Source organism: Burkholderia sp. JPY481 (assembly GCF_038900515.1).
In the GTDB taxonomy this organism is placed as follows: domain Bacteria; phylum Pseudomonadota; class Gammaproteobacteria; order Burkholderiales; family Burkholderiaceae; genus Paraburkholderia; species Paraburkholderia youngii.
In genome coordinates this window covers 1-21,428 of the sequence record NZ_JAYMRT010000025.1, presented here as the reverse complement: position 1 = coordinate 21,428, position 21,428 = coordinate 1, and the positions used below count along the sequence as shown (strand labels likewise).

Genomic DNA, 21,428 nt, shown 5'->3' with positions numbered 1-21,428 from the left:
GACAATGCGCCCGGCCGCGACGGCTGTAGCCTCGACCCGGCTCACCCCGCCTCCACCACGAAGCCGTGCTGCCGCAACAGCTGCAGCACGCCCTTCGGTCCACCCAGATGGAGCGCGCCGATCGCGACGAACAGCGGCTTGTTCGGCGCGGCGAGCTGCAGCATCTTCGCGACGAAGCGGCGATTGCGCTCATAGACGATGCGGTTGTCGATCGAATCGGAGATGCGCGGATCGCGCGCGAGCTTCTCCGATTTAGCGGTCTGCCACGCGGCGATCGCATCGGCATCGCCGACCTGCCATAGCCGATGCAGCGTGCGCACGTCCTGGACGTTCTGCGCCGGCGTCTGCACCAGGTCCTGTGCGAGCATCTCACGCTGCTGCGCGGCCGACAGTCCGGTGAACGAACGCATCTGCTGTGCGAGCGTTTCGAGTCCGACGATCTTGCCGCGCGTCTTCAGATACACGTTCTGCAATTGCGCTTCGGTACCGTACTCAGTTTGCAGACCCGCTGACAGCGAGTCGTAGGTCTCGACCACCAGCGACGCAAGCCACGGCCGCATCTTCTTGATCGCATCGAGCGCGGCCGGGTTGCCGCGCAGCCGCAGCGCGAGCTTGTGCCACAACGGCTCGGGCAGCAGGCCCGGCAGGCAGTCGTGCTTGCACACGCCGTACTTGGAGACGTCGTCCTGCGACACCAGCAGTTCGTCGGGCGACAGTTCGAGCGCGAGTGTCGGCGACGCGGCGAGCGCCGCGAGGATCGGCGCGCGGAACGGCTGCGCCGCCGGATAGTCGGCCGGATCGCCGACGTGCAGCGTGCCGAGCACATAGATGGTGATATTGCCGCGTGTCGCGACATAGAACGGCATGCGCGCCGGTTGCTGACGCACCGGTCCGCTCGCGGTGGTGCCAGGGACCGGGGGCGGAGCAATCGACGGCGGTGGCGTGGTTGGCACATTAACCGCCGGCCGGGCCGCCTGGGCCGCGGGGGCTGGCGTGTTGGCCGCCGCGCCGGCCGCGTCAGCGATGCCGGGCACGGCCGCGCCGACCGACAGCGCGCAGCCTACGCGCAAAAAAACGGACAGCGACGCGGGAAGAAATATGGAGAACAATGCGCGCGCGAGCGCATCGACAAACGCGCAGAAAAACGTGCGAAAAAACTCGCTGACGAAGCTTCCAGCAAATGCGCCGCAGGGCGCGGCGCCTCCCGGCGCACGCGCCCCGCGGCGCCGCGCGAAGGCGGCTATCCCGCCGCCCTCACACAAGCGGCGCGCAAGACGACGCGCCGCCACCCCATCAGGCATCCACGTCCCCCACCTCTTCGGCGCGGTGACACGAGACGAGGCGCCCATCCACTTCACGCAGCTTCGGCACCTCGCTGCGGCAGCGGTCGATCACGTACGGACAGCGCTGATGGAACGTGCAGCCCGACGGCGGATTCAGCGGCGATGGCATTTCGCCTTGCAGCTTGATCTTGATCGTGCGGTCCGCCTCGAAGATCGACGGGGTCGCCGACATCAGCGCGCGCGTGTACGGATGGCGCGGCTTCGAGAAGATGCGCTTCTTGTCGCCGAGCTCGGCGACGCCGCCGAAGTACATGACCATCACGTCATCGGCGATATGCTCCACCACCGACAGGTTGTGCGAGATGAACACGTAGCTCGTCTTGAACTCGTCCTGCAGGTCCATGAACAGGTTCAGGATCTGCGCCTGGATCGACACGTCGAGCGCGGACACAGGTTCGTCGGCGACTACGATCTGCGGATCGAGGATCATCGCGCGCGCGATCGCGACCCGCTGACGCTGGCCGCCGGAGAACATGTGCGGATAGCGCTTCGCGTGCTCGGGCCGCAAGCCGACCGTGCGCATCATCTGCGCGATGCGCTCGGCGCGCTCGGTCGCGCTCATCTGCGTGTTGATCGCGAGCGGCTCGCCGAGCGTCTGCTCGACGGTCTTGCGCGGATTGAGCGACGCAAACGGGTTCTGGAACACCATCTGCACGCGCCGCCTGAGCGCCGCAATCTTCTCGTGATTCGCCCCGGCCACGTCTTCGCCATCGATCAGCAGGCGGCCCGCGCTCGGCGTTTCAATCATCGTCAGCTGACGCGCGAGCGTCGACTTGCCGCAGCCGGACTCGCCGACCACCGCCAGCGTCTTGCCGCGTTCGAGCGCGAACGACACGCCGTTCAGCGCCTTCACCGTGCCGTGCGCGAACATGCTGCGTTTGACCGTGTAGTAGCGCGCGAGCTGGTCGGCGACGAGCACGTGATCGCCAGGACGATCCGGCTGACGACGGATTTCGAGTGCTGCGCTCATCGGGCGCCTCCTTGCGTGTGAACGTTGGCGTCCTTCTCGAGGTTCAGCGGCTTGATGCAGCGCACGCGCGTGAAATCGGCGTGAGCGGGCAGCGCAGCGAGCGCGGGCCGCGCCTTCATGCAGTCATCGACCACGTATTTGCAGCGCGGCGCGAACAGGCAGCCCTTGGGCCGGTCGTCGCGGCCCGGCACCATGCCCGGCAGCGCCGCGAGCCGCACCGCGCCCACGTTGTGCTCGGGAATCGCGGCCAGCAGCGCTTCCGTGTACGGATGATGAGGCGCGGCGAAGATGTCGGGCACCTTGTTCGTCTCGATCACCTCGCCCGCATACATCACGGCGACGCGCTGCGCGACCTCGGACACCACGGCCAGATCGTGCGAAATCAGCACGAGCGCCATGCCGCGTTCCTTCTGCAGGCGCATTAGCAGTTCCATGATCTGCGCCTGGATCGTCACGTCGAGCGCGGTGGTCGGCTCGTCGGCGATCAGCAGCTTCGGGTTGCAGGCGATCGCCATCGCGATCATCACGCGCTGGTTCATGCCGCCCGACATCTGATGCGGAAACGCGCCGATGCGGTTCTTCGCATCGGGAATGCCGACCTGGTCGAGCAGTTCGAGCGCGCGCTTGTCGAGCGCGCTGCCGCGCAAGCCTTCGTGCAGCTTCAGCACTTCCTTGATCTGATAGCCGACCGTGTAGCTCGGATTCAGGCTCGTCAGCGCGTCCTGGAACACCATCGCGATGTCCTTGCCGATGATCTTGCGGCGTTCCTTCGCGGAGGCGTTCAGCAGATTCTTGCCGTCGAACGTGATTTCGTCGGCCGTGACCTTGCCGGGCGCGTCGATCAGGCCCATCAACGCCATCATCGTCACGCTCTTGCCCGAGCCCGATTCGCCGACCACGCCGAGCACTTCGCCCGGCGCGACGTCCAGATTGATGCGGTCGACCGCGGGCAAGCCGCCGAAGTTGACCGCGAGATTGCGGATGGTCAGTAGATTGCTCATGTTCAGGCCATCCGTTTCAGTTTGGGGTCGAGCGCGTCGCGCAGCCCGTCGCCGAGCAGGTTGATCGCAAGCACCGAGATCAGGATGGACAGGCCAGGCATCGTGACGATCCACCATGCACTGTCGATGTAATCGCGCGCCGACGCAAGCATCGCGCCCCACTCCGCCGACGGCGGCTGCACGCCGAGGCCGAGAAAGCCGAGCGCGGCGGCATCGAGAATCGCCGACGAAAAGCCGAGAGTGGCCTGCACGATCAGCGGCGCGGTGCAGTTCGGCAGCACCTGCGAGAACATCAGCCGCAACGTGCTCGCACCCGCGACCCGCGAAGCGGTCACATACTCCTTCTGCAATTCGCCTTGCGCGGACGCGCGCGTCAGACGCACATAGCCCGGCAGCGCGACGATCGCGATCGCGAGCATCGTGTTGACGAGACCCGGACCGATGATCGCGACCACCGCGACCGCGAGCAGCAGCGACGGCAGCGCGAGCAGCACGTCCATGATGCGCATGATCGGCGTGTCGGCCCATTTCTCGAAGAACGCGGCGATGAGGCCGAGCACGATGCCCGGAATCAGCGCGAGCACGACCGACACGAAGCCGATCCAGAACGACAGCCGCGCGCCGTACATCAGACGCGAGAGGATGTCGCGGCCCGCTTCGTCGGTGCCGAGAATGAACTTCCAGTTGCCGCCGTCGAGCCACGCGGGTGGAATCTTCACGGAGTCGCGATACTGCTCGATCGGGCTGTGCGGCGCGATCAGCGGCGCGAAGATCGCGATGAAGATCAGCACCAGCACGATGATGCCCGCGCCGACCGCGCCGCGGTTGCGCGAGAAGTTCGCCCAGAATTCGCGCGCCGCGATGGCGCGGCCGCTCGGTGGGGTGACCGCTTGGGGGACGGTGTTTTGAATGTCAGCCATGGTCGTGATTACCTCGTATGGCGAATGCGCGGGTTGAGCACGCCGTACAACAGATCGACGACGAGGTTCACGACGATCACCAGCGTCGCGATCAGCAGGATACCGCCCTGCACGACCGGATAATCGCGCCGGCCGATCGCATCGATCAGCCACTTGCCGATGCCCGGCCATGAAAACAGCGTTTCGGTCAGCACCGCGCCGGCAAGCAGCGTGCCGACCTGCAAACCGATCACCGTAACGACCGGAATCAGCGCATTGCGCAGCGCATGCACGACGATCACGCGTCCCGGCGACAGCCCCTTCGCACGCGCGGTGCGGATGTAGTCCTCGCGCAGCACTTCGAGCATCGACGAGCGCGTCATGCGCGCGACCACCGCGAGCGGAATCGTGCCGAGCACGATCGCGGGCAGGATCAGATGGCTCAACGCGGACTTGAACGCGCCTTCGTCGGTGGACATCAGCGAGTCGATCAGCATGAAGCCGGTCACGTGCGGAATGTCGTATTCGACTGCGATGCGGCCCGACACTGGCGTCAAGCCGAGCTTGACCGAGAACACCATGATGAGGATCAAGCCCCACCAGAAGATCGGCATCGAGTAGCCGGTCAGCGCGGTGCCCATCACGCCGTGATCGACCACCGTGCCGCGCCTCAGTGCCGCAAACACGCCCGCCGGCAGGCCGACGATCAGCGCGAACAGCATCGCGCACATCGACAGTTCGACGGTGGCGGGAAAGCGTGCGAGGAATTCGCCCATCACGCTGGTGTTGGTGATGATCGAAGTGCCGAGGTTGCCGTGCAACGCACGGACGATGTAGTGGAAGTACTGGATCGGCAAGGGCTCGTCGAGCCCGAGGCGGTGCATCGCGGCCGCATGCATGGCCGGATCGACGCCGCGCTCGCCCATCATCACTTCGATGGGGTCGCCCGGGATCAGGTGAATCAGCGCGAACGCAAGGATCGTGATGCCGATGAACGTCGGTATCACCATGCCGATGCGGCGCAAAACGAAGCGGAACATGGTTCGCTCCTATGGTACTGGTGATGAAAAAACGCAACCGGCGACGAGGGCTCGTGACCCCGGTCGCCGGACCATTTCGACCAGTTTTCTAACCGTGCGAAAGCGTACTCTACTGCGGCGTACTGTGCGAACTTTACGAATTACTTGATGCTGACGCCGTCGAATCGCGCATAGCCGAGCGGTTCGATGCGCATGTCGACCACCTTCTTGCTGACCGGCTGATAGACGGTCGAGTGCGCGATCGGCGAGAACGGCAGTTGCTGCGCGAAGATGTGCTGAGCGTCGCCGTAGATCTTCGTGCGAGTCGGCACGTCCGAAGTCGTGCGGCCCTTCTGGATCAGATCGTCGAACGGCTTGTAGCACCACTTCGAGAAGTTGTTGCCGTTGATCGCCTCGCAGCCGAGCAGCGTGCCGAGCCAGTTGTCCGGATCACCGTTGTCGCCGGTCCAGCCGATCAGCATCGAGTCGTGTTCACCCGCGTGCGCGCGCTTGATGTACTCACCCCATTCGTACGTGACGATCTTCGCCTTCACGCCGATCTTCGCCCAGTCCGCCTGGATCATTTCCGCCATCAGACGAGCGTTCGGGTTGTACGCGCGCTGCACCGGCATCGCCCACAGCGTGATGTCGAAGCCGTTCGGGTAGCCGGCCTTCGCCAGCAGATCCTTCGCCTTGGCCGAATCGTACGATGCTGCCGGCAGATTCTTGACGAACGACCATTGGGTCGGCGGCATCGGGTTCGTCGCGAGCTGGCCCGCGCCCTGGTAGACCGAGTCGATGATCGCCTTCTTGTTGATCGCCATGTCGAGCGCCTGACGCACTTCGAGCTTGTCGACCGGCTTGTGCGACACGTTGTACGCGAGGTAGCCGAGGTTGAAGCCGGGCTGCGACGGCATGTCGATGTTCGGCTCGGCTTTCAGCGGCGCGATGTCGGCCGGACGCGGATAGCTCATCACCTGGCATTCGTCGCGCTTGATCTTCTGCACGCGCACGCCGGCGTCCGGCGTGATCGAGAAGATCAGCTTCGAGATCTTCACCGCGTTCGGCTTCCAGTATTCTGGATTGCCGTCGAAGCGGATCGTCGCGTCCTTCGTGTAGCTGCGGAAGATGAACGGACCGGTGCCGACCGGGAACTGATTGATATCGGCGGCCTTGCCTGCCTTGAGCAGCTGATCCGCATATTCGGCCGACAGGATCGACGCGTATTCCATCGCCAGATTCTGGATGAACGGCGCGTTGACTTCCTTCAGCGTGAACTTGACCGTGTACGGGTCGACTTTCTCGACGCTCGTGATCAGCTTGTCGAGGCCCATGTCGGTGAAGTACGGGAACTGCACCGGATACGCCTTGCGGAACGGCTGGTTCGGGTCGAGCATGCGCTGGAACGAGAACACCACGTCGTCCGCGTTGAATTCGCGCGTCGGCTTGAAGAACGAGGTGGTCTGGAACTTCACGCCATGACGCAGATGGAACGTGTAGGTCTTGCCATCGGGCGACACGTCCCACTTCTCGGCGAGGCCGGGTTCGACCTTGGTGCCGCCGCGCTCGAATTCGACGAGGCGGTTATAGACGGTGAACGTGTTGGCCGTGAAGTCGACGCCCGTCGTGTATTGGGCCGGATCGAAACCCGCGGGACTGCCTTCCGAGCAGTAGACGAGGGTTTTGTTCGGAATCCCAGCGGCCTGCGCGCTCGTGACGCCAAGCAGGGATGCCGCTGCGGCTGCGACGAGCGTAGACACACGCGCGACGCGCAACAGATTGTTTTGCTTCATGTTTCCTCCAGGTTCAGGGCCGGCTTGCGCCGGCGTAGCGGGATATTACTTGAGCTTGGGCCGGCCACCAAGCGGAGCAAAATCCCTCTGTTGACGATAGGAAACACTTCGTGCAAACGTTTTGCCGCGGTACTGTCGCGGGCCGGACGGCCCGTTCGAGCCGCCCGGCGACGAAAGCGGCGCAAAAAGCGCGCCGCGTCCGCTTACTTCACCCCGACCTCCAGGAATTGCGTCGGTCCGAACGGATCGATCTTGAAGCCCGTCACGTTCTTGCTGATCGGCTGATACACGGTCGAATGCGCGATCGGCGTGAACGGCACCTGGTCCTTGAAGATTTCCTGAGCCTGGGTGTAGGCCTTCAGCCGATCGGGCATCTTGGTGGTGCTGCGGCCCTGCTTGATCAGATCGTCGTAAGGTTTGTAGCACCACTTCGAGAAGTTGCTGCCGTTGACCGCGTCGCAGCCGAGCAACACGCCGAGCCAGTTGTCGGGGTCGCCATAGTCACCGGTCCAGCCGATCAGCATCGCCTGATGCTCGCCGGCGTGCGCGCGGCGGATGTACTCGCCCCACTCGTACGTGGCGATATTCACCTTGACGCCGATCTTCGCCCAGTCCGACTGCAGCATTTCGGCCATCAGGCGCGCGTTCGGGTTATACGGGCGCTGCACCGGCATCGCCCACAGCGTCAGCTCGAAGCCGTCGGGGAAGCCCGCCTCCTTCAGCAGCGCTTTCGCCTTGTCGGCGTCGTACGGCGCGTCCTTCAGGCTTTTGTCGTAGCCCCATTGCGTCGGAGGCATCGGGTTGGTCGCGAGCTGGCCCGCCCCCTGGTAGACCGCTTCGATGATCGCCTTCTTGTTGACCGACATGTCGAGCGCGCGGCGCACGAGCACGTTGTCGAGCGGCTTTTTGGTGGTGTTGTATGCGATATAGCCGAGGTTGAAGCCCACTTCGCTCGGCATCGCGAGCGACCCATCGGCCTTCACGGTCGCGATGTCGGCCGGCCGCGGGTACGACATCACCTGGCATTCGCCCCGCTTCAGCTTTTGCAGGCGCACGGCCGGATCGACGGTGATCGCGAAGATCAGCTTGCCGACCTTCGCGACGCCCGGCTTCCAGTAGTCGGGATTGCCGTCGAAGCGGATGGTGTCGTCCTTCGTATAACTGCGGAAGATGAACGGACCGGTGCCGACCGGGTACTGGTTGATATCCGACGCCTTGCCCGCCTTCAGCAGCTGATCCGTGTATTCAGCCGACAGGATCGAGGCGAACGGCATCGCGATCTGCTGCAGGAACGGCGCGTCGACTTCCTTCAGCGTGAAGCGCACCGTGTACGGATCGACCTTCTCGATCTTGGCGATGTTCTTCGCGAGACCGAGATCGTTGAAGTACGGGAAATTGACCGGATACGCCTTGCGGAACGGATTCTCGGGATCGAGCATGCGCTCGTAGGTGAACACGACGTCGTCCGCGTTGAATTCGCGGGTCGGCTTGAAATACGACGTGGTCTGGAATTTGACGCCGCGGCGCAGATGGAACGTATAGGTGAGGCCGTCGGCCGACACGTCCCACTTTTCGGCGAGTCCCGGCTCGATGTCCGTGCTGCCATGCGCAAACTCGACGAGCCGGTTGTAGACCGTGTACGAGCCGGCGCTGAACTCGACACTGGTCGTGTATTGCGCGGTATCGAAGCCCGCCGGGCTGCCTTCGGAGCAGAAAATCAGCGTCTTGTCGGGCAGCGTGGCCGCCTGCGACGCGGCGGGCGCGAGGCCGCTCGTGGCGACCGCGAGCGCGGCGAGAGCCGGCAGGCAGAACTGGTGAAGCGCGAACAGTCGGTGTGCCGCAGTCATTCTTGTCACTGTCATATCGTCCTCCGCACAGCAGCCGGGGTAGCTGCTTTTCGATGATAGACAGCCCAAAAATGAGCTTCAACAGGGACTTACCACGCTATTTGGGACAAATTCGAGACCCACGCCAGCCTGACGGGGACCGCGCGGCCGTTGCAGCCGCGCGGGCATGGCCGTTACACGGCGAGCCGTTCGCAGATCGCCTTGGTCGACGTGGCCGCGTTCAGCGTATAGAAGTGCAGGCCGGGCACCTTCGCGTCGACGAGCCGTTGACACAGATCCGTCACCACGTCGAGCCCGAACGCGCGGATCGACTCGCGATCGTCGCCGAAGCTCTCGAGCCGGCGCGCGATCCAGCGCGGTACTTCGGCGCCGCACATTTCGGAGAAGCGCATCAGCTGCGAGAAGTTCGTGATCGGCATGATGCCGGGCACGATCGGCACGTCGACGCCGAGCTGGCGCGCATCGTCGACGAAACGGAAGTATGCGTCCGCGTTGAAGAAGTACTGCGTGATCGCCGAGTTCGCGCCGGCCTTCACCTTGCGTGCGAAATTCTCCAGATCGTGACGCGGCGAGCGCGACTGCGGATGGTATTCCGGGTAGCCCGCCACCTCGATCCAGAACCAGTCGCCGAACTCGGCGCGGATGAAGCTGACGAGCTCCGACGCATAGCGCAGCTCGCCGACCGCGCCCATGCCCGAGGGCAGGTCGCCGCGCAGCGCGACGATATGGCGGATGCCGTGCGCGCGGTACTCGTTAAGAATCGCGCGCAGGCTTTCCTTCGACGAGCCGATGCACGACAGGTGCGGCGCCGCCTCGAGCCCTTCCTTCGCCATGTCGATGACGGTATCGAGCGTGCCTTGCTGGGTCGAGCCGCCGGCGCCGAACGTGACGGACACGAACTTCGGCTTGAGCGACACGAGTTGCGCGCGGGTCGCGCGCAGTTTGTCGATGCCTTCCTGCGTCTTCGGCGGGAAGAATTCGAATGAGAGTTCGATCGGATTCATAGTGAATAAGGTCAACCGAGACTGCGGTTGCCGAAAATGAGCGCGGACAGCAGCCACGACACGATGCTGTACAGGATCGAGCCGAAGAACGCCGACCAGAAGCCCGACACCTCGAAGCCCTTCAACAGCGACGAGGCCAGCCAGAAGCACAGCGCATTGACGACCAGAATGAAGAGTCCGAGCGTGAGGATCGTGACGGGCAGCGTCAGCAGGATCAGTACCGGCCGAATCACCGCATTGATGAGACCGAGCACGATAGCGACGATCAGCGCGGTGCCGAAGCTACGGATGTGGATCGACGGAACGATGTAGGTGATGATCAGCAGCGCGAGCGCGTTGATGAGCCAGGTCAGCAGCACGGTCATGTTAGAACTCCTTGTAAGCACCTGTGCGGGGAAGATGTCCAGCAAATGAAAAGCGGCGCTGTCGAACAAAGCGGCGCATTGCGCGCCGCCCCGAGATCAGACCGTCAAACTTTTCACCGCCGTCCGCTTGGCCGGGCGCGCGAAGCGCGCCTCGAACCCGCGGGCGGCCGCCTACTTAGTAGCGATAGTGGTTCGGCTTGAACGGACCGTTCTTGTCGACGCCGATGTAGCCGGCCTGCGCGTCGGACAGCACGGTCAGGTTCGCGCCGATACGCGCCAGATGCAGACGCGCGACCTTCTCGTCCAGGTGCTTCGGCAGCACGTACACCTTGTTCTCGTACTTCGCGCCCTGCGTGAACAGTTCGATCTGCGCGAGCGTCTGGTTCGTGAACGAGTTCGACATCACGAACGACGGGTGGCCCGTCGCGCAGCCGAGGTTCACGAGACGGCCTTCGGCCAGCAGGATCACGCGCTTGCCGTCCGGGAAAATGATGTGGTCGACTTGCGGCTTGATGTTTTCCCACTGGTACTGACGGGTCGACGCGACGTCGATTTCCGAGTCGAAGTGGCCGATGTTGCAGACGATCGCGTTATGACGCATCGCCTTCATGTGATCGTGGTTGATCACGTGATAGTTGCCGGTTGCGGTCACGAAGATGTCGGCTTTATCCGCCGCGTATTCCATCGTCACGACGCGGTAGCCTTCCATCGCCGCTTGCAGTGCGCAGATCGGATCGATTTCGGTGACCCACACGGTCGCGCCCAGACCGCGCAGCGATTGCGCGCAGCCCTTGCCCACGTCGCCGTAGCCCGCCACGACCGCGATCTTGCCGGCGATCATCACGTCGGTCGCGCGCTTGATGCCGTCGACCAGCGACTCGCGGCAGCCGTACAGGTTGTCGAACTTCGACTTCGTGACCGAGTCGTTGACGTTGATGGCCGGGAACGGCAGACGGCCTTCCTTTTCCATCTGGTACAGACGATGCACGCCGGTGGTGGTTTCTTCGGTGACGCCCTTGATTGCCGCGAGGCGCTTCGAGTACCACGTCGGGTCGACCTCGAGGTGCGCGGCGATCGACTTGTACAGCGCGACTTCTTCCTCGTTGGTCGGCTTGGCGATCACCGAGCGGTCCTTCTCGGCCTTCGAGCCGAGGATCAGCAGCAGCGTTGCGTCGCCGCCGTCGTCGAGGATCATGTTGGCGAACTCGCCGTTCGGCCATTCGAAGATGCGGTGCGAGAACTCCCAGTATTCGTCGAGCGACTCGCCCTTGAACGCGAACACCGGCGTGCCGGCCTGCGCGATTGCGGCGGCGGCATGGTCCTGGGTCGAGAAGATGTTGCACGAGGCCCAGCGCACGTCCGCGCCGAGCGCGGTCAGCGTCTCGATCAGCACGCCGGTCTGGATCGTCATGTGCAGCGAGCCGGCGACGCGCGCGCCCTTCAGCGGCTGCTGCGCCTTGTACTCTTCACGCGTCTGCATGAGGCCGGGCATTTCGGTCTCGGCGATCGTGAGTTCCTTGCGGCCCCACGCGGCGAGCGACATGTCTGCAACGACGTAATCCTGCTTTTGGGAATCGATGACTGCGGCGTTCATCACGCCCTCCTTTCTAAGAAATTGACTAGAAATGTGACGTGAGCGCGGTTTGAGGCAACGCACGGATTCGCGTGATGCGCATTCCATGCTGCCGATTGAAGCCTTCGAGCCTGGCGGGCGGCCGGCGAATGTGGATTCGCGGTACCCGTCGCAACGCTCCTCGAAGACGAACGGCGATTGTAGCAAATCGAGATGACTTCGGCGCGCGCGGGATGGTGGGCGCGCCGCTTCAGATCGGCAGCAGGCCCAGCATCGGCGCGAGCAGCACCATCGCGACGCCGGCGATCATCATCGTCAGGCTGGACACGACGCCCTCCTCGCTGCCGATCTCGCGTGCCTTCGCGGTGCCGACGCCATGCGCGGCCGCACCGAACAGCGCGCCGCGCGCGAGCCGCGTGCGCAGCGGCATGAACGCGAGCACGAGTTCGCCGAACAGCATGCCGCAGACGCCCGTCGCGATCACGAACAGCGCGCTCAGATCCTTCGGCGCGTGAATCCTGTCTGATACGGCGAGCGCGAACGGCGTCGACACCGAGCGCGTCATCAGGCTGCGCTGCAATTCCGGCGACAGATGCAGCAGCTTCGCGAGCACCAACGAGCCGCCGACGCCGACCAGAATGCCCACCGTCACGCCGACGGACAGCGAGATCCAGTGACGCTTCAGCAATGCGCGGTACTCGTAGATCGGCACGGCGAACGCGACCGTCGCGGGGCCGAGCAGCCACATCAGCCAGCGCGTGTCCTCGAAGTACAGCGAATAGGGAATGTGCGCGAGCGCGACGATCGCGACGAGCGCGGCCGGCACGGTCAGCATCGGCGTGAGCCATGGCGAGCGCACGCGCGCATACAACGCCTTCGACGCGAAATACAGCGCGATCGTCAGCGCGAGGCAACCTGCCGCGATCAGGCGCGAGGCGTCGTCGGCCAGCAGCGAAGCGAGAATGTGCGGGCTCATCGGCGCTCGCGCGACAGACTGCCTGCCTCGCGCGCAACCCGCACGCGGCGCAGCGCGAAACGCCGTTCGACGCGCGCGGCCTGATCGACGGCGAACGCCACCGCGACCATCACCATCAGCGTGCCGGCGATCACGACCAGCGCAAGACGCCAGCCGTCCGCGCGGAACAGGCCGCCGTATTGCACGGCGGCGACCGCGGCCGGTATAAAGAACAGCAGCATGTCGGACAGCAGCCAGTCCGCGCCGGCCTTGACCCAGCGCGGCGCGACGCCGCCGCAAAACAGCAGCGCGAGCAGCACGACGAGGCCGAGCACGCCGCCCGGCACCGGCAGATGAAGCCGTCGCACGATGAAATCGGCGCCGATCCACAGCGCGGCGATCGCGGCGCTTTGCACGGCGATGCGTGCGACCCGGCCGATGCCATCCGCGCGGCCGCTCGAACCGCCATCGGCGGGAGGGGCGGAACGGACGAAAACTGGCGTGGACATGGCATTCCTTGGCTGACTCGGAAGGCACTCAGTATGCAGCGCGCCGCGCCATAAACAAAATGACTTACAATCATCGAAACCATTCCAAACTGGAATTCTGGAGGCCACGATCATGGAACTCCGCGCGCTGCGCTATTTCGTCGAAGTGGTCCGTCAGCAGAGCTTCACGGTCGCCGCCGAGCAGATGTTCGTCACGCAGCCGACCATCAGCAAGATGGTCAAGTCGCTGGAAGATGAAATCGGCTCGCCGCTGCTGCTGCGCGACGGCCGTCAGATGGTGCTGACCGACGTCGGCCGGATCGTCTATCAGCGCGGCCAGGACGTGCTCGCCGCGCACGCGCAACTGCAGGCCGAGCTGAACGATCTCGACACGCTCGGGCGCGGCGAACTCGCCATCGGCATCCCGCCGATGGGCGGTGAGCTCTTCACGCCCGCAATCGCCGCATTCCGCCAGCGCTATCCGAAGATCGAACTGAAGCTGTTCGAGCAGGGCTCGCGCGCAATCGAAGCCGCGCTGATCAACGGCGAGCTGGAACTCGGCGGGGTGCTGCAGCCGGTCGATCCCGACAACATCGACGTGCTGCCGATGTCGCGCCAGTTGCTGTGGCTCGTTGCGCGCAGCGGCTCGCGCTGGGACGCGTCGAACGAGGTGCCGCTCGCGCAGCTCGCCACCGAGCCGTTTGTGTTTTACGGCGAGAGCCTCGCGTTGAACGACGTCGTGCTGAACGCGTGCCGCGCGGCGGGATTTGCGCCGGCGATCGTCGGGCGCAGCGGGCATTGGGACTTCATGGCGGCACTGGTGCTGGCCGGCGTCGGCATCGCGCTGCTGCCCGCGCCCTATTGCCGGCGGCTCGATCCCGCGCAGTTCACCTGCCGCCCGGTCGTCGAACCGGAGATACCGTGGGAAATGGCAATCGGCTGGCGCCGCAACGGCTATCTGTCGCACGCGGCGCGCGCATGGCTCGACGTCGCGCGGGAAACACTGCCGACGCACATCAGCGACGATTTCATGCTCGGACCGGGAATCGGCTTCAACGGAATCGCGGCGCCGGACGAAGCTTAGCTACCCGCGCATGAATGAAGCGCGGCGGGCGGTTGCACTGCGCCGCCGCGTTTCTCGAACTCGTCGTCAGCGGCGATCAAGCCGCCTGCGCCGACAGCCCAGCTCCTTGTCGCCGGCTTGCCGCGATCAACTCCGCCGCCCGTTCGCCGATCATGACCGTCGGCGAGTTGGTGTTGCCGCCGATCAGGGTCGGCATCACCGACGCATCGACGATCCTCAACCCCGTCACGCCGCGCACGCGCAATTGCGGATCGACGACCGAGCGCGCGTCGCCGCCCATCCGGCAGGTGGCGACCGGGTGATAGATCGTGTCCGCGCGCTCGGCGATCGTCTGGCGCAGTTCAGCGTCCGATTGCCCCGGCCGCGTATATAACTCCTTGCCGCCGTGCAGCGCGAGCGACGGCGCGTCGAGAATGCGCCGCGCGATCTTCGCGCCCTCGACGAGCAGATCGAGATCGCGCGCATCGCTCAGAAAGCGCGGATCGATCAGCGGCGCGACACGCGCATCGGCGCTCGCGAGCGTCACGGTGCCGCGGCTATGCGGACGCAGCACACACACGTGCAGCGAATAGCCGTGGCCCCAGTGCATATGGCGGTTGTGATCGTCGACGATCGCCGCGCAGAAATGCAATTGCAGATCGGGCCGCTCGAGTGTCGGCCGGGTCTTCAGAAACCCGCCCGCCTCGGCGACGTTGCTCGACAGCATGCCGCGCCCGTGCCGCATGAACGTGACGAATTGCGGCAGCATCCGCGCGATGCCGCGCACCGAGAAACCGACCGGCTCGATCGACCTCACCCGCTTGTTGATCGTGAAATCGATGTGATCGGTCAGGTTCTGGCCGACTTCGGGTGCGTCGTGCAGCACGTCGATGCCGAGCGAGCGCAACTGCGCGGCCGGCCCGATGCCCGAGCACATCAGTAGTTGCGGCGAGTTGAACGCGCCCGCGGCGAGCACGACCTCGGCGCGCGCGGCGAGCGTTTCGATCCGGCCGGCGCGCGCGATCTCGACGCCGCTCGCGCGCTTGCCGTCGAACACGACGCGCAGCACGGTTGCATCGGCGATCGTGTGCAGGTTCGCGCGCGGCCGGTCGTAGATATACGCGCGCGCAACGCTGCAGCGTCGCCCGTCGCGTTGCGTGACCTGATAGAAGCCGATGCCTTCCTGGTCCGCGCCGTTGAAATCGTCGTTCGCCTTGTAGCCCGCTTCGAGCGCGGCCTGCACGAAGCGCTTTGAAAACGGATTCTTGAAGCGCAGATCCGACACCGTCAGCGGACCGGCCTCGCCATGCCATGCATCGGCGCCGCGCTGGTTGTCTTCGGCGCGGCGGAAATACGGCAGCACCTCGGCCCACGACCAGCCGTCGCAGCCGAGCCGCGCCCACTCGTCGTAATCGAGCGGATGGCCGCGCGTGTAGATCATCGCGTTGATCGCGCTCGATCCGCCGAAACCGCGTCCGCGCGGCTGATAGCCCTGGCGACCGGCGAGCCCCGGCTGCGGCGTGCTCAGGTAGCCGTAGTTGGTCTTCAGCCGGTTCGGCACCACGGCCGCGACGCCGACCGGCATGTTCACCAGCAGATTGCGCCCGGTATGCGGACCGGCTTCGACCAGCGCGATGGTCGCGTCGGGACAGCTATCCGCGAGACGGCTCGCGAGCGTGCAGCCACCCGAGCCCGCACCGACGATGATGTAGTCGTATTGCATGCGCTCCTCCTGATGGGCCGCGTTGCTCGCGGACCCTGTCCCGTGCACACTTGTCTACGTGTGTTTTCTGCGCATTGTAGGGAGCGTTTTGGGGCCGCGGCGGCTTACTGACAGAACGATTCCTCTAAACGCCGGCGGCATCGCGCCCCTATGATGCAAGTCGCGCACGTCGCCGTCTGTGGGCCGTGCGCGGCTTTCAAACATGGCGCGACGCGCGCCTTCTCCGCGCATGCAACATCACGCGCCGCGCTCGAACAGATGCGTCGAGACGCATCGCGGATGCCGTCGGCAAAGCGGCGCACAATAGCGAAAACACGGAGACAGCAGATGGAACGGCACGGCTTCGGACAGACTCACGAGGTGACGAATCAGGCGCCTGCGCTCGCGGACTACAACCTGTTCGGGAGTGACGCCGCCTTGAGCGCGGCCGTCGATCGCGACGGCGCGAGCTGGCATCGCGAGGCGCTGCTGCGACACGGCGCGGCGCTGACGACACCCGAGACGCTCGCGCTCGCCGAGCTCGCCAACCGCCATACGCCGGAGCTGGTCACGCATAGTCCACGCGGCGAGCGCATCGACGCGCTCGAGTTTCATCCCGCATGGCACGAACTGCTCGCGCTGCTGCGTCGCGAAGGACTGCACGCGCTGCCGTTTTCCGATCCGCGAAGTGGCGCGATGGCCGCGCGCTGCGCTGGCTACTTCATGCATGCGCAGATCGAATCCGGCTCGCTGTGTCCACTAACGATGACCTTCGCGAGCATTCCGGTATTGCAGCGCGAGCCCGCGCTGTTCAAGACACTGCGCGAGCAGTTGTACACGCGCGAGCACGATCCGCGCGACGTGCCGCTCACGCAGAAGCGCTCGATGATGATCGGCATGGGCATGACCGAGAAACAGGGCGGCTCCGACGTGCGCAGCAACCAGACGCGAGCGCATGCGCTCGACGGAGCCGGCGGGCGCGGCGGCGCCTACGGGCTCATCGGTCATAAGTGGTTTTTCTCGGCGCCGCAATGCGACGCGCATCTGGTGCTCGCGCGCACCGACACGCACGAGGGACTGTCGTGCTTTTTCGTGCCGCGCTTCGCGCCGGACGGCAGCAAGAACGCGGTGCAGATCCAGCGTCTGAAGGACAAGCTCGGCAACCGCTCCAACGCAAGCAGCGAAGTCGAATTTCTCGACGCGTACGGCGTGATGATCGGCGACGAAGGACGCGGCGTGCCGACCATCATCGAAATGGCGAACTACACGCGGCTCGACTGCGTGATCGGCAGCGCCGCGCTGATGCGCGCCGCGCTCGTGCAGGCGATCCATCATGCGCGGCATCGCAGCGCGTTCGGCCGGCACCTCGCCGAGCAGCCGCTGATGCGCAACGTGCTCGCCGATCTCGCGCTCGAATCGGAAGCGGCGACGGTGCTGTTCATGCGTCTCGCGCGCGCGTTCGAGCAATCCGCCGATGCGTCGTCGGCTTCATTGGCCGAACGCGCATGGCGGCGCATCGTTACGCCGGCCGCGAAGTACTGGGTCTGCAAGCGCGCGCTCGAATTCACCGGCGAGGCGATGGAAGTGTGGGGCGGCAACGGCTACGTCGAAACCGGGCCGATGGCGCGCTTCTATCGCGAGGCGCCGGTCAACTCGATCTGGGAAGGCTCGGGCAACGTGATGTGCCTCGACGTGCTGCGCGCGATGGAACGCGAGCCGCAAGCCGCGCAAGCGCTGTTCGCCGCCTGGCAGGACGTCGCGCGCGCGCATCCAGCATTGGGCGCGGCGCTCGCGCGGCTCGCCGCGACGCTGAACGGGCCAGCCGAACAGCGCGAGGCATCGGCACGACGTATCGCGCAGCAGATCGTGCTGATCGCGCAGGCCACGCTGCTCGCGCAGCACGCGCCCGCGGCGGTCGCCGACGCATTCATCGCAACGCGTGTCGCCGACGGCTGCGGCGAAAGCGGCCGCGTGTACGGCACGCTGCCGGCCACGTTCGATCACGCGGCGATCATCGAGCGCGCCTTTCCCGCTTAAGCGCGGCGGGGCCCGCTAACTGCGGGCGCTCCGCTCGCAATACCGACGCAAGCTCAAACCAATAAGCGCGCTCGACGCGCATCGTCATCCATCAGGGAGTGGACTCACATGAAGAATGATCTGTCGGGGGTCGCCGCGCTCGAAGCGCTGCTGCGCGATCAGCGTCACGCGTACCTGCGCGCGCCGTATCCGTCGTGGGACACGCGCGCGACGCATCTGCGCGCGCTGCGCAAGCTGATGCTCGACAATCGCGACGCGCTCGCCGATGCGATGCACGCGGACTTCGGCAATCGAGCGAAAGAAGAAGTGCTGCTCGCCGAATTCCTGCTCGTGAAGGAAGAGATCGACGCAGCGCTGCGTCACGGCAAGCGCTGGATGAAAGCGCAGCGCCGCCGCACCAACAAGTGGCTGCTGCCGGCGCGCGCGAAGGTGGTGCCGCAGCCGCTCGGCGTGGTCGGCATCATCGTGCCGTGGAATTATCCGGTGTTGCTCGCGGTCGGGCCGTTGATCAGCGCGCTGACGGCCGGCAATCGCGCGATCATCAAGATGTCCGAGCTGACGCCGCGTACCTCGGCGCTATTCGAGTTGCTGATCGGCCAGACCTTCGCGCGCAATCACGTCGCGGTCGTCAACGGCGACGCGGCGCTCGCGGCCGCGTTCAGCGCGCAGCCGTTCGATCATCTGCTGTTCACCGGCTCGACCAAGGTCGGTCACGAAGTGATGCGCGCGGCGGCCGAGCATCTGACGCCGGTCACGCTCGAACTCGGCGGCAAGTCGCCGGCGCTGATCGGCGCGCATGCGCGTTTCGACAACGCGGTCGACAACCTGATCGCCGGCAAGACGCTGAACGCTGGGCAGACCTGTATCGCGCCCGACTATGTGCTGGTGCCGCGCGGCAAGGAGCAGGCGTTCATCGAACGGGCGCGCGTGCGAATGGCGAGGATGTACCCGGACTTCGCGCAGAACCCGGACTACACGTCGATCATTTCGGCGCGGCACTTCGAGCGGCTCGAACGTCTCGCCGACGAAGCGCGGGCTGCGGGCGCGCAGTTGCACGCGCTGACCGACGCGACGCCCGATGCCGCGAGCCGGCGCTTTCCGCTGATTGCCGTGACTGGCGCGCCGAACGAATGCGCGCTGATGCAGGAGGAGATTTTTGGGCCGCTGTTGCCGCTCGTGCCGTATGACACGCTTGATGACGCGATCGCGTGGATCAATGCGCGGCCGCGGCCGCTGGCGCTTTATCTCTATGCCGACGATGCGCGGACTGTTGAGCGTGTCACGCTCGAAACTATTGCCGGTGGAATGGCGGTTAATGAGACGTTAATGCAGCTTGCGTGTGAGAGTTTGCCGTTCGGCGGGGTTGGAGCGAGTGGCATGGGGGCGTACCACGGGTATGAGGGGTTCGTTACTTTTTCGAAGATGAAGCCTGTGCTTATGCAGGCGCGCCTCAACGCGCGTGGGTTGATCTCGCCGCCGTATGGGAGACGCGTGAACGCGTTGTTGAAGTTGATGATGAGGTTTTGATTTTTCATCTTGGGCGGTGAGGCCTTTTTTGTCTTTGTTCTTGGCGGGGTTGGCCTTTCCTTGCTGACTTATTGGTCTATTAGCGTTGCCCCTGTGCGGGGCGGCACCTACTTTCTTTACTGCTGCAAAGAAAGTAGGCAAAGAAGACAGCTTTAAACCGCTAACTCTTAAGCGGGTCCCTCGGTCCGCACGAGGTAGTGGTGCATCTGGAATCCGGGCTTCCGCACATTCGGCGCTAGTGACAAGGCAGTCATTCTTCCGGCGGCGCTGCGCGCGCCGAAACCCTGTTCCAAAACCACTGGTTGTTTCGGGGCTTCGCTGGGGCCCAGCCGTTTGTTCGCAAATTATCAGCACACTCTTATCGCCACTCAGATTTAAGCCGAGTAAAAAAGGATGCCCGCATTTTGTATTACCCAGCGGCGAGATTTTCAAGCCGCCCAGCGGTCATAAACCTTCTCCAGGACAACATACGTGGCGTACGAAGGAACATTTCTTGTGAATAACGCGCCGTTGTCGCCACTGACGATTTTCGGCGTCGGCACATTCAACGCGTTTTCAGGTCACCATCAATATCGCAATCGCGGCGGATGCACAGCGGTGCCTAACGACGGCCCTATACCGGCGGGTAAATATTGGATCGTTGACCGCCCCAAGGGCGGCATCCGCTCTCAGGCTTACGCGTGGGCTCAAGATACCTTCAACTCAGCATTCGGCACGCCTTCGAATCACAGTGAATGGTTCGCGCTCTATCGGGATGACGGCAGCATTGATGACATAACCTAAGGCGCGGGCAGTTCCGGTTGCATCCGGCAGGCGGTCAAGGTATTTCACTTGGTTGTATTACCGTGCCGAGCCATAGCGATTTCATGAGAATCCGCAACGCGCTGATCCACACCACTACTATTCCTGCCCGCAGTTCGGGGCTTCGCGCGTACGGAACAATCGAGGTCATCACGTATGGCAGCACTTGCCCGTAGGCTATTCAAGATCGCGCTGTTTGTCGGTCTGTTCTGTCTCGCCGTACCCTATATCCACACGTATCCCTGGCCAATGCCTGAAAGCCAGTCGGTGATTTGGTGGCGTGCTTCGCGCTGGCTTGGAATCCGCGATCCCGAGGATTTGTATTTCGTCGTGTGGGTGACTATTGATCTGCTTGTGGCGGCGTTAGCGTATTTGGCGATTATCAGGCTATGGCGGTGCTGGCGGGGCTGGAATAGGCACATAGAATCGTAACGGCTTGCAGGCCGCGCACGTCGCGCAAGAGATCGTCGGGCGCCGCATAGCGTGACGGCTTCGATAGGGATATTTATTTTGTCGGTGTTCTTACGGGGTTGGCCTTTCCTTGCTTTCTTATCGGTCTATTAGCGTTGCCCCTGTGCGGGGCGGCACCTACTTTCTTTGTTGCTGCAAAGAAAGTAGGCAAAGAAGACAGCTTTAAACCGCTAGCTCTTAAGCGGGTCCCTCGGTCCGCATGAGGTAGTGGTGCGTATCCGTGGTCATATCGTGCGCGATTATCCCGCGCTGGCCAATGATCCGACCTTGCGCGACCGGCTTAATGCGCCTTTACGCAAACAAAGATGCTCCGCTTTACACATGACGGGCCGATAGTCGATTTCCTGTATGCGGAAGCGACGACGCCGGGGTTTTACTGGATTCCGGAGGTCATAGCATGGCTGCACAAACCCGGCGTTCGGCAAGAAAAGACCAACACAAGAGGGAGTGTCTGAATTTTTGTGTGCAAGGCGTCTGAACATTTCAGGCGTGGCAGGCGATCAATTTCATTCTAGCTGTTGGGTCGTGTGAAGCGATCCTCGTAGAGGATCGCGAACTGCCGCATGGCGG

The 21,428-nt window shown here is 64.2% G+C and carries 17 protein-coding genes, 1 pseudogene and 1 riboswitch; of the genes and pseudogenes, 5 read left to right on the top strand and 13 right to left on the bottom strand.

Going from position 1 to position 21,428, the window contains the following annotated elements; all coding sequences use genetic code 11:
• Positions 1-41 precede the first annotated feature (41 nt).
• The 12 genes from VSR82_RS34315 to VSR82_RS34260 form a co-directional block, all read right to left on the bottom strand.
• Positions 42-1,301, bottom strand: coding sequence for a TraB/GumN family protein (locus VSR82_RS34315; protein ID WP_429461648.1), 1,260 nt, complete (start codon positions 1,299-1,301; stop codon positions 42-44).
• Positions 1,294-2,313 (bottom strand): peptide ABC transporter ATP-binding protein, encoded by a 1,020-nt coding sequence (locus VSR82_RS34310; protein WP_429461646.1) that lies wholly within the window; start codon positions 2,311-2,313, stop codon positions 1,294-1,296. Before VSR82_RS34310 ends, VSR82_RS34315 begins: the two co-directional genes overlap by 8 nt.
• A complete protein-coding gene (locus VSR82_RS34305) occupies positions 2,310-3,314 on the bottom strand; it encodes an ABC transporter ATP-binding protein (protein ID WP_368586353.1) in 1,005 nt (334 codons plus the stop codon). The genes VSR82_RS34310 and VSR82_RS34305 overlap by 4 nt, the downstream gene beginning before the upstream one ends.
• Before the next feature lie 2 nt (positions 3,315-3,316).
• Positions 3,317-4,234 carry an ABC transporter permease subunit gene (locus VSR82_RS34300; protein ID WP_176124541.1) on the bottom strand — a complete coding sequence of 306 codons (918 nt, stop codon included), beginning with the start codon at positions 4,232-4,234 and terminating at the stop codon, positions 3,317-3,319.
• Between the two features lie 8 nt (positions 4,235-4,242).
• The gene (locus tag VSR82_RS34295) at positions 4,243-5,253 is read right to left on the bottom strand and encodes an ABC transporter permease subunit (RefSeq protein WP_429461643.1); all 1,011 of its coding nucleotides are present in this window, start codon (positions 5,251-5,253) and stop codon (positions 4,243-4,245) included.
• Between the two features lie 140 nt (positions 5,254-5,393).
• Positions 5,394-7,025, bottom strand: coding sequence for an ABC transporter substrate-binding protein (locus VSR82_RS34290; protein WP_429461641.1), 1,632 nt, complete (start codon positions 7,023-7,025; stop codon positions 5,394-5,396).
• Between the two features lie 203 nt (positions 7,026-7,228).
• Positions 7,229-8,872 (bottom strand): ABC transporter substrate-binding protein, encoded by a 1,644-nt coding sequence (locus tag VSR82_RS34285; protein WP_429461639.1) that lies wholly within the window; start codon positions 8,870-8,872, stop codon positions 7,229-7,231.
• A gap of 173 nt (positions 8,873-9,045) precedes the next feature.
• Positions 9,046-9,876: a methylenetetrahydrofolate reductase [NAD(P)H] gene (metF, locus tag VSR82_RS34280; protein ID WP_176110677.1), complete on the bottom strand. Its 831-nt coding sequence runs from the start codon at positions 9,874-9,876 to the stop codon at positions 9,046-9,048.
• Between the two features lie 11 nt (positions 9,877-9,887).
• Entirely contained in the window at positions 9,888-10,241 is a 354-nt protein-coding gene (locus VSR82_RS34275) for a phage holin family protein (protein ID WP_018432546.1), read from the bottom strand.
• 175 nt (positions 10,242-10,416) lie between these two features.
• Entirely contained in the window at positions 10,417-11,835 is a 1,419-nt protein-coding gene (ahcY, locus tag VSR82_RS34270) for an adenosylhomocysteinase (RefSeq protein ID WP_368586350.1), read from the bottom strand.
• Positions 11,836-11,868: 33 nt separating this feature from the next.
• Positions 11,869-12,003, bottom strand: a riboswitch (S-adenosyl-L-homocysteine riboswitch).
• Between the two features lie 61 nt (positions 12,004-12,064).
• Positions 12,065-12,790, bottom strand: a complete 726-nt coding sequence (locus VSR82_RS34265; RefSeq protein WP_368586349.1) for an LrgB family protein — start codon at positions 12,788-12,790, stop codon at positions 12,065-12,067.
• Complete coding sequence (locus VSR82_RS34260; RefSeq protein ID WP_368586348.1) at positions 12,787-13,278, bottom strand: CidA/LrgA family protein; 492 nt, start codon at positions 13,276-13,278, stop codon at positions 12,787-12,789. The genes VSR82_RS34265 and VSR82_RS34260 overlap by 4 nt, the downstream gene beginning before the upstream one ends.
• A 112-nt stretch (positions 13,279-13,390) precedes the next feature.
• On the opposite strand from VSR82_RS34260, the gene VSR82_RS34255 reads away from it, so the two are divergent.
• On the top strand, positions 13,391-14,341 hold the full coding sequence (locus VSR82_RS34255) for a LysR family transcriptional regulator (RefSeq protein ID WP_429461634.1): 951 nt from the start codon (positions 13,391-13,393) through the stop codon (positions 14,339-14,341).
• A 76-nt stretch (positions 14,342-14,417) separates the two neighbouring features.
• On the opposite strand, the gene VSR82_RS34250 is transcribed toward VSR82_RS34255, so the two are convergent.
• A complete protein-coding gene (locus VSR82_RS34250; RefSeq protein ID WP_429461632.1) occupies positions 14,418-16,043 on the bottom strand; it encodes a GMC family oxidoreductase in 1,626 nt (541 codons plus the stop codon).
• 327 nt (positions 16,044-16,370) lie between these two features.
• Here VSR82_RS34250 and VSR82_RS34245 point away from each other — a divergent pair, with 327 nt between their 5' ends.
• From VSR82_RS34245 to VSR82_RS34230, 4 genes and pseudogenes are all read left to right on the top strand, one after another.
• Complete coding sequence (locus VSR82_RS34245) at positions 16,371-18,059, top strand: isovaleryl-CoA dehydrogenase (RefSeq protein ID WP_368624191.1); 1,689 nt, start codon at positions 16,371-16,373, stop codon at positions 18,057-18,059.
• 108 nt (positions 18,060-18,167) lie between these two features.
• Positions 18,168-19,586, top strand: coding sequence for a coniferyl aldehyde dehydrogenase (locus VSR82_RS34240; protein WP_429461629.1), 1,419 nt, complete (start codon positions 18,168-18,170; stop codon positions 19,584-19,586).
• Between the two features lie 471 nt (positions 19,587-20,057).
• Positions 20,058-20,563, top strand: a pseudogene (locus VSR82_RS34235) (DUF2778 domain-containing protein).
• Positions 20,544-20,819 (top strand): hypothetical protein, encoded by a 276-nt coding sequence (locus VSR82_RS34230; RefSeq protein ID WP_429461627.1) that lies wholly within the window; start codon positions 20,544-20,546, stop codon positions 20,817-20,819. Before VSR82_RS34235 ends, VSR82_RS34230 begins: the two are co-directional and overlap by 20 nt.
• The last annotated feature ends 609 nt before the right edge of the window (positions 20,820-21,428 follow it).

Excerpts from the sequence above, each read along its gene's own strand:
- VSR82_RS34315 (WP_429461648.1), bottom strand. The coding sequence starts at position 1,301 with ATGCCTGATGGGGTGGCGGCGCGTCGTCTTGCGCGCCGCTTGTGTGAG.
- VSR82_RS34310 (WP_429461646.1), bottom strand. The coding sequence starts at position 2,313 with ATGAGCGCAGCACTCGAAATCCGTCGTCAGCCGGATCGTCCTGGCGAT.
- VSR82_RS34305 (WP_368586353.1), bottom strand. The coding sequence starts at position 3,314 with ATGAGCAATCTACTGACCATCCGCAATCTCGCGGTCAACTTCGGCGGC.
- VSR82_RS34300 (WP_176124541.1), bottom strand. The coding sequence starts at position 4,234 with ATGGCTGACATTCAAAACACCGTCCCCCAAGCGGTCACCCCACCGAGC.
- VSR82_RS34295 (WP_429461643.1), bottom strand. The coding sequence starts at position 5,253 with ATGTTCCGCTTCGTTTTGCGCCGCATCGGCATGGTGATACCGACGTTC.
- VSR82_RS34290 (WP_429461641.1), bottom strand. The coding sequence starts at position 7,025 with ATGAAGCAAAACAATCTGTTGCGCGTCGCGCGTGTGTCTACGCTCGTC.
- VSR82_RS34285 (WP_429461639.1), bottom strand. The coding sequence starts at position 8,872 with ATGACTGCGGCACACCGACTGTTCGCGCTTCACCAGTTCTGCCTGCCG.
- metF (WP_176110677.1), bottom strand. The coding sequence starts at position 9,876 with ATGAATCCGATCGAACTCTCATTCGAATTCTTCCCGCCGAAGACGCAG.
- VSR82_RS34275 (WP_018432546.1), bottom strand. The coding sequence starts at position 10,241 with ATGACCGTGCTGCTGACCTGGCTCATCAACGCGCTCGCGCTGCTGATC.
- ahcY (WP_368586350.1), bottom strand. The coding sequence starts at position 11,835 with ATGAACGCCGCAGTCATCGATTCCCAAAAGCAGGATTACGTCGTTGCA.
- VSR82_RS34265 (WP_368586349.1), bottom strand. The coding sequence starts at position 12,790 with ATGAGCCCGCACATTCTCGCTTCGCTGCTGGCCGACGACGCCTCGCGC.
- VSR82_RS34260 (WP_368586348.1), bottom strand. The coding sequence starts at position 13,278 with ATGTCCACGCCAGTTTTCGTCCGTTCCGCCCCTCCCGCCGATGGCGGT.
- VSR82_RS34255 (WP_429461634.1), top strand. The coding sequence starts at position 13,391 with ATGGAACTCCGCGCGCTGCGCTATTTCGTCGAAGTGGTCCGTCAGCAG.
- VSR82_RS34250 (WP_429461632.1), bottom strand. The coding sequence starts at position 16,043 with ATGCAATACGACTACATCATCGTCGGTGCGGGCTCGGGTGGCTGCACG.
- VSR82_RS34245 (WP_368624191.1), top strand. The coding sequence starts at position 16,371 with ATGGAACGGCACGGCTTCGGACAGACTCACGAGGTGACGAATCAGGCG.
- VSR82_RS34240 (WP_429461629.1), top strand. The coding sequence starts at position 18,168 with ATGAAGAATGATCTGTCGGGGGTCGCCGCGCTCGAAGCGCTGCTGCGC.
- VSR82_RS34230 (WP_429461627.1), top strand. The coding sequence starts at position 20,544 with ATGGCAGCACTTGCCCGTAGGCTATTCAAGATCGCGCTGTTTGTCGGT.